Genomic DNA, 17874 nt, shown 5'->3' on the forward strand with positions numbered 1-17874 from the left:
CTTACGCTGCCCAGATCTTGCAGAGAGTCGCTTTGGTCTCCTGCATCTGGGTCACTGAATCATAGCCATAGGTCTGGGCGGTGTTGGTGCTTTCACCCAGCACGTACGGGTCGGCGCCTTTCGGGTATTTCTCCCTCAGGTCCGCGCCCTGGAAATGGCCGCCAAAGTGGAAGGGCATGAAGGCCACGCCGGCACCGACCCTTTCGGTCAGCATCGCCATCACCTTGACCTTGCCGCCCTCAGGACCTTCGACCCAGACCTGCGATCCGTCGCGAATGCCAAGGTTGTTGGCGTCACGCGGATTGATCTCGACGAACATGTCCTGCTGCAGCTCGGCCAGCCACGGGTTCGACCGTGTCTCGTCACCGCCACCTTCATATTCGACCAGACGACCTGACGTTAGGATTATCGGGTAATCCTTTGAAAAGTCGTTCTTCTGGATCGAAGCATACAAGGTCGGAAGGCGATAGGCCTGACGGTCCTCGTAGGTGGGATAGTCGGCCACCAGATCGCGCCGCGGCGTGTACAGCGGCTCGCGGTGCAGCGGGATCGGATCCGGGAAGGTCCAAACCACGGTGCGGGCCTTGGCGTTGCCGAAGGGCGCACAGCCATGCTTGATGGCCACCCGCTGGATACCGCCTGACAGGTCGGTCTTCCAGTTGGTCTTGGGCCCGGCCACGGCGTCGATGGCCGCACGTTCTTCGGCCGTCAGGTCGCCATCCCAGCCCAGATCCATCAGCATCTGCATCGTGAACTCGGGGTATCCGTCCTGGATTTCCGAGCCGACGCTGTAGACCCCTTCGGCCAGCAGGTTCTGACCGTCACGCTCGACGCCGAAACGTGCGCGGAAGGTCAGGCCGCCCTCGGCCACCGGTTTGGACATGTCATAGAGGTTTGGCGTCCCCGGATGCCCCATCTCGGCGGTGCCCCAGCAGGGCCACGGCAGACCGTAGTATTCGCCGTCATTCGGACCGCCCACGGCCTGCAGCGTCGTTCTGTCGAACGTGTGCTGGTTGGCCATATGGCTTTTGATCCGCTCTGGCGACTGCCCCGTGTAGCCGATCGTCCACAGCCCCGCGTTGAACTCGCGCGTGATGCTTTCGACATTCGGGGTTTCGGGGTCCTCCATCTCGATATTGCGGAAGAGCCGGTCGGCCCAGCCGAACTTGTTGGCGAACTTGGCCATGATGACCTCGTCCGGCAGGCTTTCGAACAGCGGATCGACCACCTTGTCGCGCCACTGCAACGACCGGTTTGATGCCGTGACCGAGCCACGGGTTTCGAACTGCGTACAGGCCGGCAGCAGATAGACGCCATCGGTCCGGTCATGCAGGACCGCGGAAACGGTTGGATACGGGTCGATCACGACCAGCATGTCCAACTTTTCCATCGCCGTCTTCATTTCGACCATCCGGGTCTGCGAGTTGGGCGCGTGGCCCCACAGAACCATGGCGCGGACGTTGTTGGGCTGATCCATGTTCTCGGGATCTTCCAGAACACCGTCGATCCAGCGCGAAACCGGGATGCCCCGTTCGTTCTGCAGCGACTTGTCCTTGCCGTCCTTGTCCTTGACCATTGCGAACTGGCCAGCCAGCCACTCCGGTTCCTCGCCCCAGACGCGGGCCCAGTGACCCCATGCGCCTGCGGACAGGCCGTAATAGCCGGGCAGGGTGTGGGACAGAACGCCCAGATCGGTTGCGCCCTGCACGTTGTCATGGCCGCGGAAGATGTTCGTACCGCCGCCAGAGGTGCCCATGTTGCCCAACGCCAGCTGCAGCACGCAATAGGCGCGCGTGTTGTTGTTGCCGTTGGTGTGCTGGGTGCCGCCCATGCACCAGATTACGGTGCCGGGACGGTTGTTGGCCAGCGTCCGCGCCACGCGCTTGAGCTGCGATCCCGGCACGCCGGTGACGCGCTCGGTCTCTTCGGGGGTCCAGTTGGCGACCTCCTCGCGGATCTGGTCCATGCCCCAGACACGGGTGCGGATGAACTCTTTGTCTTCCCAGCTGTTGTCGAAGATGTGCCACAGGATGCCCCAGATCAGCGCCACGTCGGTGCCGGGGCGGAAGCGGACATATTCGTCGGCATGGGCCGCGGTGCGCGTAAAGCGCGGGTCGCACACGATCAGCGGGGCGTTGTTCTGCTCTTTCGCGCGCAGAACATGCAGCAGCGAGACGGGGTGCGCCTCGGCCGGGTTGCCGCCGATGATAAAGATCGCCTTGGAATTGTGGATGTCGTTGTAGCTGTTGGTCATGGCGCCGTAGCCCCATGTATTCGCAACACCCGCAACGGTGGTCGAGTGGCAGATCCGCGCCTGGTGGTCCACGTTGTTGGTGCCCCAGTAGGCCGCGAATTTGCGGAACAGATAGGCCTGTTCGTTGTTGTGCTTGGCCGAACCCAGCCAATAGACGCTGTCAGGTCCGCTTTCCTCGCGGATGCTCATCATGCCGTCGCCGATCTCGTCGATCGCCTGTTCCCAGCTGATGCGCTTCCACTCGCCACCCTCTTTCTTCATCGGGTATTTCAGGCGGCGTTCGCCATGGGCGTGTTCACGGACAGCGGCACCCTTGGCACAGTGAGCGCCCAAGTTGAACGGGCTGTCCCAACCGGGTTCCTGCCCGATCCAGACGCCGTTCTGCACTTCGGCAACCACGGTACAGCCGACCGAGCAATGCGTGCAGACGGATTTGATGTTCTCGACAGCCGTGTTGGCTGCGGTCTGGGCGCTGGCGGGCGACACGGTTCCACCCGTGGCGCTGATCGCGGCCAGGCCGCCGATCGTCAGGCCCGAGCCACGCAGGAACGCGCGGCGATCGACGCTCTTTTCGCCGATTTGGGACAGGATACTTGTCCGCTGGGGGCGTCTCGCAACCCCGTTGGTCTTTTTCCTAAGCATTTCCTTCCTCCCTTGCTGGCCATGTTGACCATGGCTGGCTTGGTGTTTCGAAATCGACGTCAGGGCCAATCGCAACCGTCAGCCGAGTGTGACCACGTCCGGACCGATGCCGGGCGTCGTCGGGGCGGCCTAGAAGCGCGCGCTGTCGAAATAGGCGCGGGTATGCGCCGTGTCCTGAATGCGGGTCTCGTCCGAGGGTTGCTCGGCCGCTTCGGCCTCGGTTCCCAGGCTGGCCGCTGCAACGGCTGCCGGGGCCGCGGTGCCCGCCAGTTTCAGGAAGTCGCGGCGGCTGGCGCCGGTCTCCTTGGTCTTGCTCATGGGATCCTCCTTTCCCATTTGCGGTTCAGCGCCCGCCGGGGCGCCAGCGAATGACGGCCGCCTAGTGCGTCGTCATGCGGAAGGCCTCGCGTTCGATCTCCATGAAGACCCGGCCGGCGGTGCCGACCGAGGCATAGAGAACCGAATGTTCGGCTGCTTCCAGGTCCGAGAAAAAGTGCTCGGCCCAGGGGCCGATATGCTTGTTCCAGAACGTCTTTTGATCTTCCAACGCGGCCGGGCCGCCGAAACGGCCGACGATCATGCCGCCCATCATCTCCATCAACGAGGCGATGTTGTCTTCGGGTTCGAACACGTTTGCCGCCCGGGTAATGCCCCGCGCCGCCATGTCGTTGCGCAGCTGCGCCAGCGGTTTCTCGTTCAGGAACCCGGTCAGGTAGAAGCTGGCATAGGGCAGCAGTTCTCCGCGCCCCAGCCCGATGAACAATGCGTTGAACTCGCGCTCGGCCGCTTCGGGCTTGGTCACTTTGGCCACGCGGGCCATGGCCTGAATGGCCTGGCCCAGATCTGTCTCGTCCCCCGACAACGCCGCGATCTGGCTCAGCAGGGTCTGGTCGGGCGGTGTGGCCAGAAGCAGGCCCAGAAAGTTGTAGAAATCCGCGCGCAGACGGTCCTCGGGGGAAATCTCGAACGTCTGCGGGTCGCGAATGTTCATCGGGTCATCCTTCGAATTCGAATTTCATGCGCCGCGGGGCCGGGGGGCGTTCGTCCTCATCCGGTTGGATGGCGTCTGCCACTTCGACAAGGGGCGCGGGCTCGGCTTCAGGCTCGGGCGTTTCGGTTTCCGGCTCGGCTTCGGCCTCGACCGGGTGTTCATCGGCTTCCGTCTGCTCGGCCAACGCCTCGATTTGGCGCAACATGCCTTTGCCCACCTGATAAGCCGTCTGCAGGTTTTCGACCACGCAGGCGGCGTCAGTGTAGTCCTCGCCGTAATCGACCAGCCCATCTACATTCGCCAGCACCGGGTTCAACCGCCACAAGCGCCGCAAGGCACGGCGGCGCAGACGGTCCGGCACGGCCTTGGCCATGAAGCCCGACACATCGTCGCCCGCCTGCAGCAGGTCAGGGTCAGGAAGGTCAAGCTCGGCCAAAATCTCGGCGTCGGTCTTTTCTTCCAGTTCGGCCTGCTGCGCGGCGATCTCCTGCGCGGTCAGGGCCTCTTGTTCGGCATGCGCTTCGGCCTGCACGGCGGCCTTGCGGCGAGACCAGAAATCCTGTCGGGTGCTCATTGTGCGGCCCTCCGCGGGGCGCGGTAGACATCCGAGGTCTGGCGGATGCGCGCATCGCCCTTGCCATCTTCTACAAGATCCACCCGTTTCTTGTCGCGGCGGCGTTTGACGAACACCTCATCGCGGTGATGGGCCACAGTGAAATCGCGCACCCAGGCGATCAAGCCTTCGGTCATAGGGATCTTTTCCACGATCTCTTCGCCGGTATCGGCATAGTCCTGCCCTTCATAAGGTGACGCTGTGATCAGAAACGCGTTCAGCGGGCGATCACCTTCGGCATCGTCACGCAGGACAAGATACAGCGATGGCTGGCTGTCCGAGAGATTGGCCATATAGGCCTCGGTTTCGTCGGACCAGAGTTTCAAGGGCAGGGTGGCAGCGTGGTATTCGACCGCGTCGCCCTCGCGGCGCAGTTCGACCCAGTCGGCGGGCGGGGCGCCGGGCAGCACCGCGACAGCGCGCCAATTCCACCGGGCCCAGCGAGTGACCCCCGGTGTCTTGCGCACGACGACGCCAACCGGCATTTCGATCTGTTTTGCGGCCTCGGCCACTTTGATCCTCCCCGGAAAAGCTCTCCCCTGCTTTCCCTTAGGTTCACTATGGTACACAAATGGGCCACGTGCCAAGTCCGCAGCGGCCTGAAATGGTCGTGATCTGGAAAAAAATCGTCGCAAATGGGTCGCGGCGACGATCAGCCGACTTTGGCGGGCGAGGCAGAGTTTCTGACCAGAACCGGCCGCCACACGTTGCATGGGCGGCGTTTGGGTCTAAGGTTAGGGGCAAGGAAGAGATGCGGGGGGAACATGGTCACCAAATTGGTCTTGTGCGATTGCGCCGGAAGTCAGGCCCAGGACGGGCAGGGGATATCGGACGCCTGCGGTGCTGAATGCAGCAGGGTCCACACGGCGCTGTGCACCTCCGAACTGACCGCTGCGGCCAAGCTGATGCAGTCGGATGACCAGATCGTCATCGCCTGCGGTCAAGAAGCCCAAGTGTTTCAAGAACTGGCCGAGGAACTGGGCGTGGATCACCCCGGCTTTGTCGATCTGCGCGACCGGGCCGGCTGGTCCGAGCAAGGGCGGTCGGCGATGCCCAAGATGGCGGCGCTGGCGGCCGAGGCTCTGTTGCAACAGCCGATCACGCCCAGCGTGGATGTCATCAGCGAAGGCACCGCCTGCATCATCGGGCCGGGTGAGGTTGCGTTTGACCTTGCACAGCGACTGTCGGACACGATGGCGGTGACGGTGGTCGTCACCGATGAGGCGCAGCCTGACAGCCGGGCCTATGACGTGGTGCGCGCGCGGGTCCGGTCGGTCTCGGGGGCGCTGGGCGGGTTCAACCTGCGGTTGGATGCGTTGCAGCAGATTGATCCGGCAGGGCGCGGTGCGTTTGCCTGGACCCCGCCGCGCGACGGTGCGGTGTCGGCCTGCGATGTACTGATCGACCTGGCGGGGGGTAAGCCTTTCGTGACGGCCCCCGACAAGCGCGAAGGCTACCTGCGCGCCGACCCGCGCGATGTTGTGGCGGTTGCCCGGTTGGCCTTTGACGCGGCGCAGCTGGTCGGGACTTTCGAAAAGCCGCTGTATGTCCGACTCGAAGAAACATTGTGCGCCCATTCGCGGGCCGGTCAGGTGGGCTGTTCCAACTGTCTGGACATCTGCCCCACCGGGGCCATCACCCCGGCCGGAGATCACGTGGCCATCGACCCGATGGTCTGCGCGGGCTGCGGTGAATGCGCGGCCCTGTGCCCCTCGACCGCGATCAGCTACGAAGATCCGCCGGTGGCGGCCCTGCTGGCGCGGATGCAGACCTTGGCGGCGACCTACCGTCGGGCCGGAGGGAGCGCCCCGCGCCTGTTGGTTCATGATGCCCACGGGGCCGAGATGATCCGGCTGGCCGCGCGATTCGGACGCGGGCTGCCTGCCGATGTGATCCCACTGGAACTGGAGGTCGTGTCCGGCTTTGGACATGCCGAGATGCTGGCTGCCTTGGCTCATGGCTTTGCCCGGGTCGACATCCTGCTGGCCCCGACGACCGAGCGGGATGCGTTGGAGCGCGAACTGCCGCTGGCCCTGGCCATCGCCGGAGAGGACGTTGTCGGAGTGATCGACGAATCCGATCCGGATGTGCTGGCCGATCTGCTCTATACGCAGGACGTGCCGCAACCACTGGCCCAGCCGGTTCTGCCGCTGGGCAACCGGCGCCAGATCACGCGGTTGGCGGCGCAGGCGCTGCGCCTCGATGCGTCTCAGCCGCTGCCCCTGCCGGAACACGCGCCGTATGGCGCGGTGGCGGTGGATATCGAGGCCTGCACCCTTTGCCTGAGTTGCGTGTCGCTGTGCCCGTCAGGCGCATTGATCGACAACCCCGACATGCCACAGCTGAACTTTCAGCAGGATGCCTGCCTGCAATGCGGGCTGTGCAAGACCATCTGTCCCGAAAGCGCGATCGCCCTGGTGCCCGAGCTGGACCTGAGCGACCGCGCGCTGTCGCCGCGTGTCCTGAACGAAGAAGAGCCCTTTGCCTGCATCGAATGCGGTGCTCTGTTCGGGGTGAAATCGACGGTCGAGCGGATCATGGAGAAGCTGGCCGGCGGCCACCCGATGTTCGCCTCGTCCGAGCAGGCGAAGATGATCCAGATGTGTGACGATTGCCGTGTGCAGGCGCAGTTCCACAGCGAGGACAACCCGTTTACCTCAAAGCCCAAGCCCAAGGTCGTTACTACAGATGACTATTTCAGCAAGCGCAAGGATCACTGAAGCTTGAGCGGCGCCCCCAGATCAGCCGCGCGGATGACCGAGACATAGGCGAGGATCGCCTCAAGCTCGTCCTGCGTCAGCCTCAGCGGGTGAATGGGCGGGGGGCGTTCGGGGTCGAAGGGCGCAGTGATCCCTTCGATCTGGGTAAAGGACGGATGTGGGTTCAAGGCGAAGAACGCCTGGAACCGGTTCGACCAGTCCGGCATCGCGCGCAGTACAGCGAAGGACGGAGTAGAGCCCAACCCGTTCATTCGGTTCTGCGGACCAATCACGTGACAGCGCCCGCAATGGGTCAGCGACAGCTTTTCGCCCAGCAAGGCGTCGCCTTCGATTGCGTCGGACTCGGGCGCAGCGACCGTTTCGAAACTGGCCGAGAACGGGCCGCCCTCGGCCGGTGCAAAGCTTTCGACGGTGCGCTTGCCCACATCGGACATCAGCCAATCCTGAAAACGGGCCTGCCGCGGTTCGTCCTGAATGCGCAAGTGATAGATGTCGTTGCCGCGCTGAAACACCGGCTGTCCCGGTGGCCCGACCGTGAGAACCATCGCGCCCGCATCATCCGCGACAACGCGGATTCCGGTCTTGAGCGAGAAGCGCGGAAGAATATGTTTCAAAAGACCCGAGCGTGCGACATCTTCCGGCGCGGCCAGACCAATCTCCTCCTGCGACCAAGAGGGGCTGGCGAAGAGCGTCAGGCTCAGGCACAAAAGAACAAAGCGCATGGCCCAGCCTAACGGTGACAGGGCGAATGCGTCAAATGAACGAACAAGACGGAGACAACGGCGATGAGCGGCGATTACAACATGTCGATGCGCAAATTCCTCAAACAGGTTGGCGTGACCAGCCAGCAGGCCATCGAAGATGCGCTGCGCAAGGCGGGCGATCCGGCGGGCAAAAGCTTTGAGGCCAAGATGGTCCTGACGATCAACGGGCTGGATGTCGAACACGTGGTGACAGGCCAGATCAAGGACGGCGACGCATGAGCATCCGCGACGCGGTTCTGGCGAACCTGAAAAAGATCACCGACCCGGTTTCGGGGCAGGACATCGTCAGCGCGGGCGTGGTCCGCGCGCTGAATGTCGAGGGCGACACCGTGCGCTTCGTTCTCGAGATCGACCCCAAGTACGCCGAAAAGATGGAGCCGGTGCGCGCCACCGCCGAAAAGGCGGCGCAGATGGTCGACGGGGTGGCCAAGGTCTCGGCCCTGCTGACCGCGCATTCCGACAAGGCGCCGCCGGATTTGAAACCCAAGCCCAAGCCCTCGCAGACCGGGCCGCAGGCGGTGCCGGGGGTTGACCGGATCATCGCCGTGGCCTCGGGCAAGGGCGGGGTCGGAAAGTCGACCGTTTCGGCCAACCTGGCCTGTGCGCTGGCGGCCGAAGGGCGGCGTGTCGGTCTGCTGGATGCCGATGTGTACGGACCTTCGCAGCCGCGCATGCTGGGCGTGTCCGGACGGCCGGCGAGCCCCGATGGCAAAACCATCCTGCCGCTGCGTAATCACGGCGTCACCATTATGTCGATGGGGTTGATGACCAACGAAGGTCAGGCGGTGGTCTGGCGTGGCCCGATGCTGATGGGCGCGCTGCAGCAGATGATGAGCCAGGTGCAGTGGGGCGCACTGGACGTGCTGATCGTCGACCTGCCGCCCGGCACCGGTGACGTGCAGCTGACGCTGAGCCAAAAGTTCAAGGTGGACGGGGCCATCGTCGTCTCGACCCCGCAGGACGTGGCCCTGATCGACGCGCGCAAGGGCATCGACATGTTCCGCCAGCTGAAGACGCCGATCGTCGGCATGATCGAGAACATGTCCACGCATATCTGCTCGAACTGCGGGCACGAGGAACACGTGTTCGGCCATGGGGGCGTCGCCGCCGAAGCCGCCGAATTGGACGTGCCGTTGCTGGGGGAAATCCCGCTGCATCTGGATATCCGCGTGGCCGCCGATGGCGGGGCGCCGATCGTGGTCAGCAAACCCGACAGCCCGCAGGCCGAGGCCTTCCGCAAGATCGCCCGCGACCTGATCGCCGCGGGCAAGGCATGACACAGCCGGTCTTTCCCCCATTGCTGTCCGGGCTCCCGGTGCAGGGTGGGGAAGACCCGTTCGACCATGCGCAGGCCATGGCGGCGCTGGGCTGCGATGCGGGCAGCGTCGTCTACAACATCCAGGCGGATCGCCTGCGCGCGGCCATCGTATTTGCGCCCGAGGTGCCCTTGCAGGACGCCATGGCCATGCTGCCGCTGTGCGCCGTCGGGTTCCAGAACGCGCTGGGCGCGCTGGCTCCGCCCGAGGTGGCGGTGCATCTGGGCTGGGATGGTCCGATTTTCGTCAACGGGGCCCGGTGTGGCCGATTTCGTGTGACCGCGTCGACCTCGGATCCGGAAGCCGTGCCCGACTGGCTGGTCGTCGGTTGGGAACTGGCCTTGCTGCAAACCGGGGACGAGCCCGGCAAGTCGCCCGATGTGACGGCCCTGTATGACGAAGGCTGCGCGGATGTGTCCCCGGTGCAGCTGGTCGAAAGCTGGTCGCGCCACATGCTGACCTGGCTGAACCGTTGGTCCGAGGACGGCAACGCACCATTGCACGGGGAATGGATGGGCTTGCTGCAGGGCGTCGGAGAGCCCTATGGTGATCGCGGCGTGTTTCTCGGGGCCGATGAGCGGTTCGGCATGCTGTTGCGGAACCGGGCGGATACGCAGATTGTTCCCTTGACCCATCTGTTGGAGGACGCCCATTGAATCTGGCCCGCGCCATTCATTTCGACGAAAGCGACCTGAACGTCTTTCACTCGCCTGCCCGAACGGGCGAGTGGTGCATCTCGGGCGGGTTCGAGTTTTCGAACTGGGGCGAGGCCGACCTGGCCGGCAAGGCGCGCCAGGCCTTTGCCAATGGGTGGCTGGGGCTCGAGACCTTCGGGCGCGTGACCTTCGTAGCGGTGACGCAGATCGAGCCGGTCGAGATGGAGCGGCTGGCCACCAACCTGGCCGAGCATTTCGTGCGCCTTTACGGCGCGCCGTCGGTCGAGGCGGCGCTGGACGTGGCCCGGGCCGAGCTGGCTCACATGTCCGAGTTGTGTGACGATCATGCCCCCAACACCCTGCTGACCGTTGCCCGCAGCCTGACCGAGTCCGGCGTTCACGAGGCTTTTCGGGTGATCACGCCGCAAGAGGCCGAGTTGGAGGCCTTTGCCGTGCACGGGTCATTGGACGAGTGATTACAAAAGGTCGGCAAAACCGCCGAACTGTCCGCGCTTGAAGATCAAGCCCTTGCCGGTGCGGTACATGACCTGTTCGACCTCTCCCACGAGAATCAGATGATCCCCGGCCTCGTGGCGGGCAGACAATGTGCAGTCAAATCGGGCCAGACACTGGCTCAGCTGCGGTCGTCCTTTGGGATCCGGGGACCAGTCTGCATGCGAGAAATCGAGGCCATTGCGTGCAAAACGAAGGGCCAGGTCCTGCTGATCCTCGGCCACGACATGGATCGAGTAATGTTGCGCCGCTTGAAAGGCCCCGTAACGGTTCGACTCTTTTGCCAGACACCATAGGACCAATGGTGGATCCAGCGACACCGATGCAAACGAGTTGACGGTGATGGCCGACGGCCCTTCCGAGGTGCTGGTCGTCACGACCGTTACACCAGTGCCAAAGCACCCCAGGGCCTCGCGGAAGGCCATGCTTTGATCGGGTCCGGGTTTGAATGTTCTTTCGGTCATCGCGCGCTCGTTTGGTGGCCGGGCACGGGGTGCCATGCCGCAGCAGAATTGTCCACGAAAAGCTGTATCGCGATCAATAGGCTGATTCAGTTCAGGTCTTCCAGCAGCCGACCGTGCTTGCGGGTTTCTGCGATCACGTCGCCGAATGTCTGCATACCGCGTGCAGCCAGCATCGGCAGCATCCGCACCAATGCTTCAGCCGTCGCAACCGCATCCCCCAAAGCCGTATGGCGGAGCGTCTCGGGGATTTCCACGCCCAGTCTTTCGCACAAAGCGTCGAGCGTATGGGTTTCGCTGGCTCCGAAAAGGACCGCCGACAGCAGAACCGTGTCCAGGATGGGGTGATCCCACGTCACTTCCATGCGCTTGGCATGACGGCGCAGAAACGCCATGTCGAATGGTGCGTTATGCGCCACGATCACGGCATCACGGGCGAAGTGGTGGAACATGCGCCCGGCTTGCGCGATATCGGGCGCGTCCTGCACCATACGGTCACTGACCTTGTGAACCTTGGTCGAAGCGGGTGGGATCGGAATGCCCGGATTGACCAGCGTGTCCAGCCGCTCGCCCTCGACGATGCGCCCCTTGACGACACGGACGGCGCCGATCTGCACGATCTCGTCCTTGTGCGGCAGCAAACCGGTGGTTTCGGTGTCGAAGACCACAAAGCACAGTTGCGATAGCGGGCGGTTTTCGAACGCCTCGTCGCCTGGGGTGTCCAGAAGATCGAAATCATAGACCAGAGGGCGCGCGGCCTCTGGCGGAATGCGGGCGACGCTGTCTTCGAAGATCAGCATATAGCCCGGCGCATCGCCCAGCGGTTTCATACGTGCCGTGTAGGTCTGCCGCCCGTCCACGCTGGCCAGGGTGCAATAGACATCCATGCCGGTTTTCCCCAGCTTCTCATAAGCGTCCAGCAGAGGTTTGCGTTCGAGATAGTCGAACAGCGAGGCGTTCAAGCGGGGATGGGCGATCTGCGCCAGAACCTCGGCGGCCTGCGCGTCGTACAGAACGATCTGGTGGTTTGGCCCCGCCAGCAGCATCGCGACCGGGATCTCGGACAGAAGCGCGGTCAGACGTTCCTTCTCTGACGCGAGATGCGCGGTTTCGGCGGCAACGGCCTCAGCGGTCGACAAGGCGGTGCTGGCAAGCCGTTCGGCCAGGCTGGCGGCGGCGGGGGCCAGATCACCCAAATAGCGTGCTGCCTGCAGGTCGAGATCGGTATCCACCCCCGCATGTGCACGTGCGCGCAGCTGCGCCGACAGGCGTTCGATCGGTTTGGCCACGTTGTCGTCGAACAGCAACCAGACACCGACAACCAGCCCAAGCAAGCCAAACGAGATCAGCAGGCCGCTGAACACGAAGGCGCTGGTCATGTCCGCGGGATCGGCCCGGCGCAGGCCAAGCCAAAGCGCGATCAGAGTGATGGCGATGCCACCCGCGGCAAGCAAGCAGAAGAACAGAAAAATTCTCAGGCGCAGGCTCAGGCGGGTCAGCATGGTTAGGCCTCACAAGTGGCTAAGACCACCGGATCATCCTGGCCAACCGGCACCCAATCGGCACCGACCAGACGCCCTTCATCCGAGAACTCGGCCCCATCGGCCAGACTTGCCCGGCTGTGCTCGGCGCAGTTCACAGCGATCGGCATCTTGGATACCGGCGCCCAGCGGCCAAAGAAGTACAGGTCGATCAGGCGCTGATCCGGCACCTGCGCATTGGTCCGCAACGAAGCCGTATCGACCGCCGCGAACCGGTCGACATAGGGCACCGCGTAGGTCCAGGGGCGATAGAGCGCGCGGCTTTCGACCTCTTGCACGACGGTAAGGCCCTCGGGCAGGGCGTCACGGGTGCGGTCGTACCAGGAATACTCGCTGATGATCGTGACCGCGATCATGCCCAAACCGGCCGCAACCGGAGCCGACCATTTCGGCAGACGGCCACCTGTCAGCCGGTTCAGCCCCATTACGAGGCCCGCGATGGCAAAACCCGCAAAGATCGTGCCGATCAGCTCAAGAAACATCTTCCTCCTCCGTTCTTCCTGGCCTGGGTCTTTACCCCAGCATCCCCTTGCCGTGCCCGACCGCGGATTGCATCGTCTTTACCACGACAAACGCGTCCCGAAGATGACTTCGCTCAAAGTCCGACAGTTCCGACGGCGCAAGATAGTTGTCTGGCTTGTCGCCATTCCTGATCTGTTTGACCTGATGGTTCAACCGGGTTTCCGCGATCAGGTCATAGGCATCGAGGAGGTCCCGCGCGCCCGACGGGCTGAGCACCCTGGCGGCCTCGGCGGCCTTGAGGCGCGCGCGGGTGTTCACCTCGGTCAATTCACCCTGCAGGCTGTAGACGCGGCCCAGATCGACCACCGGGACCACGCCGTTGTGTTTGAGATCCAGCGTGTTGCGATGCTCGCCCGAGCGGATCGTGGCGATCCCGCGCAGCAGGCCCAGCGGCGGCGTGTGCTTCAGAGAATTCGAAATCATGTGCGCCACGAAGATCGAGTTCGCCCGAGCCGCGCGCAGGGTTTCGGCCTGCAGGTCTGAAAACAGATCGAACCGGCCACCGATGGGGCGCAGGTCGAACATGACCGAGGCCAGCATCTGCGCCTCGGGATTGGGCTTGGCTATCCAGCCGTTGAAATAGTCGCGCCAGACCCGGACCGGCTGCCGCCAGCGCGGATTGGTCGCCATCATGTCGCCGGGGCAATAGAAATACCCGCAGGTATCCAGCCCGTCGGACACGAATTTGGCCAGCGCCTCGAAATAGGGCAGGTCGGGATCGGTGACGCTGTCATCCAGCATCAGGCAATTGTCCTGATCGGATACGCCCGTCTGCTCTTGCCGGCCTTGCGAGCCGCAGGCCAGCCACAGATAGGGCACGGGCGCCGGGCCGAGTTTCTGCTCGGCCAGCGCCAGCAGCCGGCGCGTCGCGGCGTCGGCGATGTCGGTGATCAGGCGGGTGACGATCTCGTGCCGGTTGCCCGCCGCCACCAGTTGCACCAGCAGGTTCGGGATCTCGGCCGTGACCGCGGCCATCTCGGTCGCCGACCCGGCCTGCGCGATGCGGCCGACCAGCTCGGCCGAGCTGACGGCCTGGAACCGGGTCAGGTCGGTCTGGGTGACCATTCCGACCAGACGCCCACCCTCGGTGATGGGGATATGGCCGATACCGCGTTCCAGCATCGCGTGCAGCACGTCCGAGCCGATGTCGCCGGGCGACAGGGTCAGCGGGTCCGGGGTCATGATCTGTGACACCGGGGTCGTCGGGGGCAGGGCGCCCGCCACGACCTGGCCCGACAGGTCCCGAACCGTAGCAATGCCGCGCAACGCGCCGCGCTCTGTGATGCAGACAGACGAAATGCCCCGGTCGCGCATCAGGCGCGCGGCTTCCTGAACGGTCGTGTCCGGGGTGCATGTGGCCGGCTTGCGCGCCATCAGGGTCTCGACCCGGGTGGTGGCCAGTGATTGCTGTTCAGGTCGCGCAGGGCGGGCCCGATTGAAGAATTTGGCGACAACGACGTGACGCTGGAGCAGGTCTGAAAACAGATCGGTGGGGATGATCAGCAGAACCGACGGCGCGTCAGCCGTTGCCGTGGTCACCGCGCGCCCGTCGCGCATCAGACCACGCTCGCCGAACGAGTTGCGCAGGCCCAGATGGGATACAACCGCGCCGTTTTCGTCGGTGATCTCGACCTGGCCTTCATAGATGATGAACAGGCCGGGCAACTGCGCGCCACGGCGATAGAGGACGGTGCCCTTTGGGATTTCGCGCGCTTCGATCCGGGCGGCGATGTCGGCCAGTTCCTCGACCGGCAGCGCGTCATAGGGGTGCACGGATTTCAGAAACCGGGTGATCTGATCAGGTGAAAGCGCCATGGGGCCGCCTATCCGCTTGAATGAAAAGCCCCGCCCGGGGGTTAGCCGGGCGGGAAAAGTTGGTCGAGGGAAACGGCCCGTGATGGATCATCGCGGACCGCATCCGGCTCAGTGATCCTGAGCCGCGCCCGCACCACGGGGAATGCGCACGCTTTCGACCAGATCCTTGATATCCTGCGGGGTTTCCTTGGTCATGCCGGCCACCACATAGGCGACGCCGAAGTTGACCATGGCGCCGATCGCTCCGAACGAGGTCGATTTGATCGGACCCAGCAGCGGGTCTGCATCGGTGAACGAGTTGGTGCCCGGAATGAACAGCCAGCCCTTGTGCAGGAAGATGTAGACCAGGGTGACGGTCAGACCAGCCAGCATGCCCGCGACTGCGCCGGTGTTGTTGATGCGGGTCGAGAAGATCCCCATCATCAGCGCCGGGAAGATCGAGGCCGCCGCCAGACCGAAGGCCAACGCCACGGTTTGCGCCGCAAAGCCCGGAGGGTTGAGGCCCAGATAGGTGGCAACCACGATGGCCACGGCCATTGCGATCCGCGCCGCCAGAAGCTCGCCCTTCTCCGAGATGCTCGGGTTGATCGAGCCCTTGATCAGGTCGTGCGACACCGCCGACGAGATTGCCAGCAGCAGGCCCGCAGCGGTCGAAAGCGCAGCCGCAAGACCACCGGCCGCGACCAGACCGATCACCCAACCCGGCAGGTTGGCGATTTCGGGGTTGGCCAGAACCAGGATGTCGCGGTTGAACTTGGTCAACTCGTTGCCGACCCAGCCCTTTTCTTCGGCAAGCGCCTGCATGTCGGCATTCTTGTCGTTGTAGTACTGGATCTTGCCGTCGCCGTTCTTGTCTTCCCAGTCCAGCAGGCCGGTTTTCTGCCAGGTGGCCATCCAGTCATACCGGGCATCGTTGTCGATCTGCTCAAGCGAAACAGCGCCGCCTTCGATGCCGCCGTTCGGCCACATCATGTCGGTGATATTCAGACGGGCCATGGCACCAACCGCAGGGGCGGTCAGGTACAGCAGCGCGATGAACACCAGCGCCCAACCGGCCGACCAGCGGGCGTCCGACACTTTGGGAACGGTGAAGAAGCGCATGATGACGTGCGGCAGGCCGGCGGTGCCGATCATCAGCGACAGGGTGAACAGAACCATGTTCAGCGTGTTCGAATGATGAGCGGTGTATTCCGCAAAGCCCAGCTCGGCCACGATGGCATCCAGCTTGGTCAGCAGCGGCTCACCGCCGGCGGTGTCGCCGAACAGGCCCAGGGCCGGGATCGGGTTGCCGGTCAGCTGCAGCGAGATGAAGATCGCCGGAATGGTGTAGGCGGTGATCAGCACGCAGTACTGAGCGACCTGGGTATAGGTCACACCCTTCATACCGCCGAACACCGCATAGGCGAACACGACGCCCGCGCCGATCAGCAGACCGGTGGTGTTCGACACTTCCAGAAAGCGGCCGAAGGCCACGCCCACGCCGGTCATCTGGCCGATCACATAAGTGACCGAGGCCACGATCAGACAGATCACCGCCACGACGCGCGCGGTTTGGCTGTAGAAGCGATCGCCGATGAATTCGGACACGGTGAACTTGCCGAACTTGCGCAGATAGGGCGCAAGCAGAAGCGCCAGCAGCACGTAGCCGCCGGTCCAGCCCATCAGGAACGAGCTGTTGTCATAGCCGGTAAAGGCAATAAGGCCCGCCATCGAGATGAACGAGGCCGCCGACATCCAGTCAGCCGCTGTCGCCATACCGTTGGTGACCGGGTGAATGCCGCGACCGGCGGCGTAGAATTCCGACGTGGACCCCGCGCGGGCCCAGATCGCGATGCCGATGTAGAGCGCAAAGGACGCGCCCACAAACAGCAGGTTGACGGTAAACTGATCCATTGTCCCCTGGCTCCCTTATTCTTCTTCGACGCCGTATTCGGCATCCAGTTTGTTCATGCGCCAGGCGTAGAAGAAGATCAGCGCCAGAAAGACCAGGATCGATCCCTGTTGCGCGAACCAGAAGCCCAGGTCGGTGCCGCCGACGGCGATGCCCGACAGCAACGGGCGCAGCAGAATGCCGAACCCGAAAGACACCAGCGCCCAGATGATGAGGCTGATGTAGATGAGACGCAGGTTTGCCTGCCAATAGCCCTTGTCGGACTCGGCAGTCTGCGCGGAGTTTGTTGAATTATCCGCCATTGCGGTTTCCTCCTTGGTTCCTCCAGGGCGGCCCGGTGCATTTGTCCTCCGGCGTAGGGCCGCCATTCGATTGCGCCGAGCGCCGCGATGGCGCCAGGCAAAGCTCCTCCGGTCCGCCAGAGCGGTTCCGTTGAAGAAACTCGTGTCGGGGTCAGTGCCCGCTTTTTGGGAGTCCTCTTCCCCTTACCGCATCGCGTCGCCCACGATGCTTTCCAGGCCACGGGCGATCTGATCGATCTGCCCCATGGCATCCAGTTTTCTGAGTACGCCGCGATCCTTGTAGTAGTCGATCAGAGGCGCGGTTTGTTCGTGATAGGCCTCCAGCCGGGACGCCACGGTTTCGGCATTGTCATCGGCGCGGCGGCTGAATTCGGTGCTGCCGCACTTGTCACAAACACCGTCCACCTTCGGCTGCTTGTACTGATCGTGGTAGCCTTCACCGCACATTGCACAGGTGTAGCGTCCGGCGATCCGGGTGACCATCTCGGCGTCCTCGACCTCGAGGCTGATGGCCGCATTCACCTTCTGTCCGTTTTCGGCCAGCAGCTTGTCCAGCGCTTCGGCCTGAACCGTGGTACGGGGAAACCCGTCCAGGATGACACCGCGCGCGCAATCGGGCTCGGCAATGCGATCGCGCAGGATTGCGATGACGATGTCGTCGCTGACCAGGTCGCCGGCTTCCATCACTGCTTTCGCGGCCTTTCCGGCCTCGGTTCCGGCAGCAACCGCGGCGCGCAGCAGGTCGCCCGTGCTGAGTTGCACAAGGCCGAATTTCTGTTCCAGCATTCGCGCCTGTGTGCCCTTCCCGGCGCCCGGAGGGCCGAGAAGGATCAGGACAGCGGGCTTTGTGATTGTTTCAGCCTGCATCACGCC

General features: G+C 63.8%; 18 protein-coding genes. 5 read left to right on the top strand and 13 right to left on the bottom strand.

Annotated features, from left to right (window positions below; all coding sequences use genetic code 11):
• Position 1 precedes the first annotated feature (1 nt).
• The 5 genes from ACR0JC_RS01060 to ACR0JC_RS01080 all read right to left on the bottom strand — a co-directional run bounded on the left by ACR0JC_RS01060 (position 2) and on the right by ACR0JC_RS01080 (position 5012).
• A complete protein-coding gene (locus ACR0JC_RS01060) occupies positions 2-2896 on the bottom strand; it encodes a formate dehydrogenase subunit alpha (RefSeq protein WP_170339610.1) in 2895 nt (964 codons plus the stop codon).
• A 129-nt stretch (positions 2897-3025) separates the two neighbouring features.
• Positions 3026-3214 (bottom strand): twin-arginine translocation signal domain-containing protein, encoded by a 189-nt coding sequence (locus tag ACR0JC_RS01065; protein WP_005983760.1) that lies wholly within the window; start codon positions 3212-3214, stop codon positions 3026-3028.
• Positions 3215-3275: 61 nt separating this feature from the next.
• Positions 3276-3887 carry a TorD/DmsD family molecular chaperone gene (locus ACR0JC_RS01070; protein WP_005983758.1) on the bottom strand — a complete coding sequence of 204 codons (612 nt, stop codon included), beginning with the start codon at positions 3885-3887 and terminating at the stop codon, positions 3276-3278.
• 4 nt (positions 3888-3891) lie between these two features.
• Positions 3892-4461: a DUF3306 domain-containing protein gene (locus tag ACR0JC_RS01075; protein ID WP_170339608.1), complete on the bottom strand. Its 570-nt coding sequence runs from the start codon at positions 4459-4461 to the stop codon at positions 3892-3894.
• Positions 4458-5012 (bottom strand): DUF3305 domain-containing protein, encoded by a 555-nt coding sequence (locus ACR0JC_RS01080; RefSeq protein ID WP_170339606.1) that lies wholly within the window; start codon positions 5010-5012, stop codon positions 4458-4460. The genes ACR0JC_RS01075 and ACR0JC_RS01080 overlap by 4 nt, the downstream gene beginning before the upstream one ends.
• 252 nt (positions 5013-5264) lie before the next feature.
• Here ACR0JC_RS01080 and ACR0JC_RS01085 point away from each other — a divergent pair, with 252 nt between their 5' ends.
• Positions 5265-7220, top strand: a complete 1956-nt coding sequence (locus ACR0JC_RS01085) for a 4Fe-4S dicluster domain-containing protein (RefSeq protein ID WP_170339604.1) — start codon at positions 5265-5267, stop codon at positions 7218-7220.
• On the opposite strand, the gene ACR0JC_RS01090 is transcribed toward ACR0JC_RS01085, so the two are convergent.
• Complete coding sequence (locus ACR0JC_RS01090; RefSeq protein ID WP_170339602.1) at positions 7214-7942, bottom strand: c-type cytochrome; 729 nt, start codon at positions 7940-7942, stop codon at positions 7214-7216. The two genes, ACR0JC_RS01085 and ACR0JC_RS01090, sit on opposite strands and share 7 nt — an antisense overlap.
• A gap of 63 nt (positions 7943-8005) precedes the next feature.
• Between ACR0JC_RS01090 and ACR0JC_RS01095 the strand changes: the two genes are divergently transcribed.
• From ACR0JC_RS01095 to ACR0JC_RS01110, 4 genes are read left to right on the top strand one after another with little or no spacing between them, the layout of a single operon-like run.
• Positions 8006-8203: a DUF6494 family protein gene (locus ACR0JC_RS01095; RefSeq protein WP_170339600.1), complete on the top strand. Its 198-nt coding sequence runs from the start codon at positions 8006-8008 to the stop codon at positions 8201-8203.
• On the top strand, positions 8200-9261 hold the full coding sequence (locus ACR0JC_RS01100) for an Mrp/NBP35 family ATP-binding protein (protein WP_480763012.1): 1062 nt from the start codon (positions 8200-8202) through the stop codon (positions 9259-9261). Before ACR0JC_RS01095 ends, ACR0JC_RS01100 begins: the two co-directional genes overlap by 4 nt.
• Complete coding sequence (locus tag ACR0JC_RS01105; RefSeq protein WP_170339596.1) at positions 9258-9956, top strand: biotin/lipoate--protein ligase family protein; 699 nt, start codon at positions 9258-9260, stop codon at positions 9954-9956. The genes ACR0JC_RS01100 and ACR0JC_RS01105 overlap by 4 nt, the downstream gene beginning before the upstream one ends.
• The gene (locus ACR0JC_RS01110) at positions 9953-10432 is read left to right on the top strand and encodes a DUF6505 family protein (protein ID WP_170339033.1); all 480 of its coding nucleotides are present in this window, start codon (positions 9953-9955) and stop codon (positions 10430-10432) included. Before ACR0JC_RS01105 ends, ACR0JC_RS01110 begins: the two co-directional genes overlap by 4 nt.
• Here the strand turns inward: ACR0JC_RS01110 and ACR0JC_RS01115 are convergent, their stop codons facing one another.
• From ACR0JC_RS01115 to ACR0JC_RS01145, 7 genes are all read right to left on the bottom strand, one after another.
• Complete coding sequence (locus ACR0JC_RS01115) at positions 10433-10933, bottom strand: flavin reductase family protein (protein WP_170339594.1); 501 nt, start codon at positions 10931-10933, stop codon at positions 10433-10435.
• Between the two features lie 86 nt (positions 10934-11019).
• Positions 11020-12432, bottom strand: a complete 1413-nt coding sequence (locus ACR0JC_RS01120) for a 3'-5' exonuclease (RefSeq protein ID WP_170339592.1) — start codon at positions 12430-12432, stop codon at positions 11020-11022.
• 2 nt (positions 12433-12434) lie between these two features.
• Positions 12435-12953, bottom strand: a complete 519-nt coding sequence (locus ACR0JC_RS01125) for a hypothetical protein (protein WP_170339590.1) — start codon at positions 12951-12953, stop codon at positions 12435-12437.
• Between the two features lie 31 nt (positions 12954-12984).
• The gene (locus ACR0JC_RS01130; protein ID WP_170339588.1) at positions 12985-14808 is read right to left on the bottom strand and encodes a DUF294 nucleotidyltransferase-like domain-containing protein; all 1824 of its coding nucleotides are present in this window, start codon (positions 14806-14808) and stop codon (positions 12985-12987) included.
• A 108-nt stretch (positions 14809-14916) separates the two neighbouring features.
• Positions 14917-16701, bottom strand: a complete 1785-nt coding sequence (locus ACR0JC_RS01135; RefSeq protein WP_170339586.1) for a sodium:solute symporter family protein — start codon at positions 16699-16701, stop codon at positions 14917-14919.
• 15 nt (positions 16702-16716) lie between these two features.
• The gene (locus tag ACR0JC_RS01140; protein ID WP_093962930.1) at positions 16717-17001 is read right to left on the bottom strand and encodes a DUF4212 domain-containing protein; all 285 of its coding nucleotides are present in this window, start codon (positions 16999-17001) and stop codon (positions 16717-16719) included.
• Between the two features lie 183 nt (positions 17002-17184).
• A complete protein-coding gene (locus tag ACR0JC_RS01145) occupies positions 17185-17868 on the bottom strand; it encodes an adenylate kinase (RefSeq protein ID WP_170339585.1) in 684 nt (227 codons plus the stop codon).
• Positions 17869-17874 lie beyond the last annotated feature (6 nt).

It is taken from the genome of Ruegeria sp. CH5, assembly GCF_056537025.1.

What these genes read in the sequence shown, in the direction of transcription:
- ACR0JC_RS01060 (WP_170339610.1), bottom strand. Translation starts at nt 2,896, where the DNA reads ATGCTTAGGAAAAAGACCAACGGGGTTGCGAGACGCCCCCAGCGGACA.
- ACR0JC_RS01065 (WP_005983760.1), bottom strand. Translation starts at nt 3,214, where the DNA reads ATGAGCAAGACCAAGGAGACCGGCGCCAGCCGCCGCGACTTCCTGAAA.
- ACR0JC_RS01070 (WP_005983758.1), bottom strand. Translation starts at nt 3,887, where the DNA reads ATGAACATTCGCGACCCGCAGACGTTCGAGATTTCCCCCGAGGACCGT.
- ACR0JC_RS01075 (WP_170339608.1), bottom strand. Translation starts at nt 4,461, where the DNA reads ATGAGCACCCGACAGGATTTCTGGTCTCGCCGCAAGGCCGCCGTGCAG.
- ACR0JC_RS01085 (WP_170339604.1), top strand. Translation starts at nt 5,265, where the DNA reads ATGGTCACCAAATTGGTCTTGTGCGATTGCGCCGGAAGTCAGGCCCAG.
- ACR0JC_RS01090 (WP_170339602.1), bottom strand. Translation starts at nt 7,942, where the DNA reads ATGCGCTTTGTTCTTTTGTGCCTGAGCCTGACGCTCTTCGCCAGCCCC.
- ACR0JC_RS01095 (WP_170339600.1), top strand. Translation starts at nt 8,006, where the DNA reads ATGAGCGGCGATTACAACATGTCGATGCGCAAATTCCTCAAACAGGTT.
- ACR0JC_RS01100 (WP_480763012.1), top strand. Translation starts at nt 8,200, where the DNA reads ATGAGCATCCGCGACGCGGTTCTGGCGAACCTGAAAAAGATCACCGAC.
- ACR0JC_RS01105 (WP_170339596.1), top strand. Translation starts at nt 9,258, where the DNA reads ATGACACAGCCGGTCTTTCCCCCATTGCTGTCCGGGCTCCCGGTGCAG.
- ACR0JC_RS01115 (WP_170339594.1), bottom strand. Translation starts at nt 10,933, where the DNA reads ATGACCGAAAGAACATTCAAACCCGGACCCGATCAAAGCATGGCCTTC.
- ACR0JC_RS01120 (WP_170339592.1), bottom strand. Translation starts at nt 12,432, where the DNA reads ATGCTGACCCGCCTGAGCCTGCGCCTGAGAATTTTTCTGTTCTTCTGC.
- ACR0JC_RS01125 (WP_170339590.1), bottom strand. Translation starts at nt 12,953, where the DNA reads ATGTTTCTTGAGCTGATCGGCACGATCTTTGCGGGTTTTGCCATCGCG.
- ACR0JC_RS01130 (WP_170339588.1), bottom strand. Translation starts at nt 14,808, where the DNA reads ATGGCGCTTTCACCTGATCAGATCACCCGGTTTCTGAAATCCGTGCAC.
- ACR0JC_RS01135 (WP_170339586.1), bottom strand. Translation starts at nt 16,701, where the DNA reads ATGGATCAGTTTACCGTCAACCTGCTGTTTGTGGGCGCGTCCTTTGCG.
- ACR0JC_RS01140 (WP_093962930.1), bottom strand. Translation starts at nt 17,001, where the DNA reads ATGGCGGATAATTCAACAAACTCCGCGCAGACTGCCGAGTCCGACAAG.
- ACR0JC_RS01145 (WP_170339585.1), bottom strand. Translation starts at nt 17,868, where the DNA reads ATGCAGGCTGAAACAATCACAAAGCCCGCTGTCCTGATCCTTCTCGGC.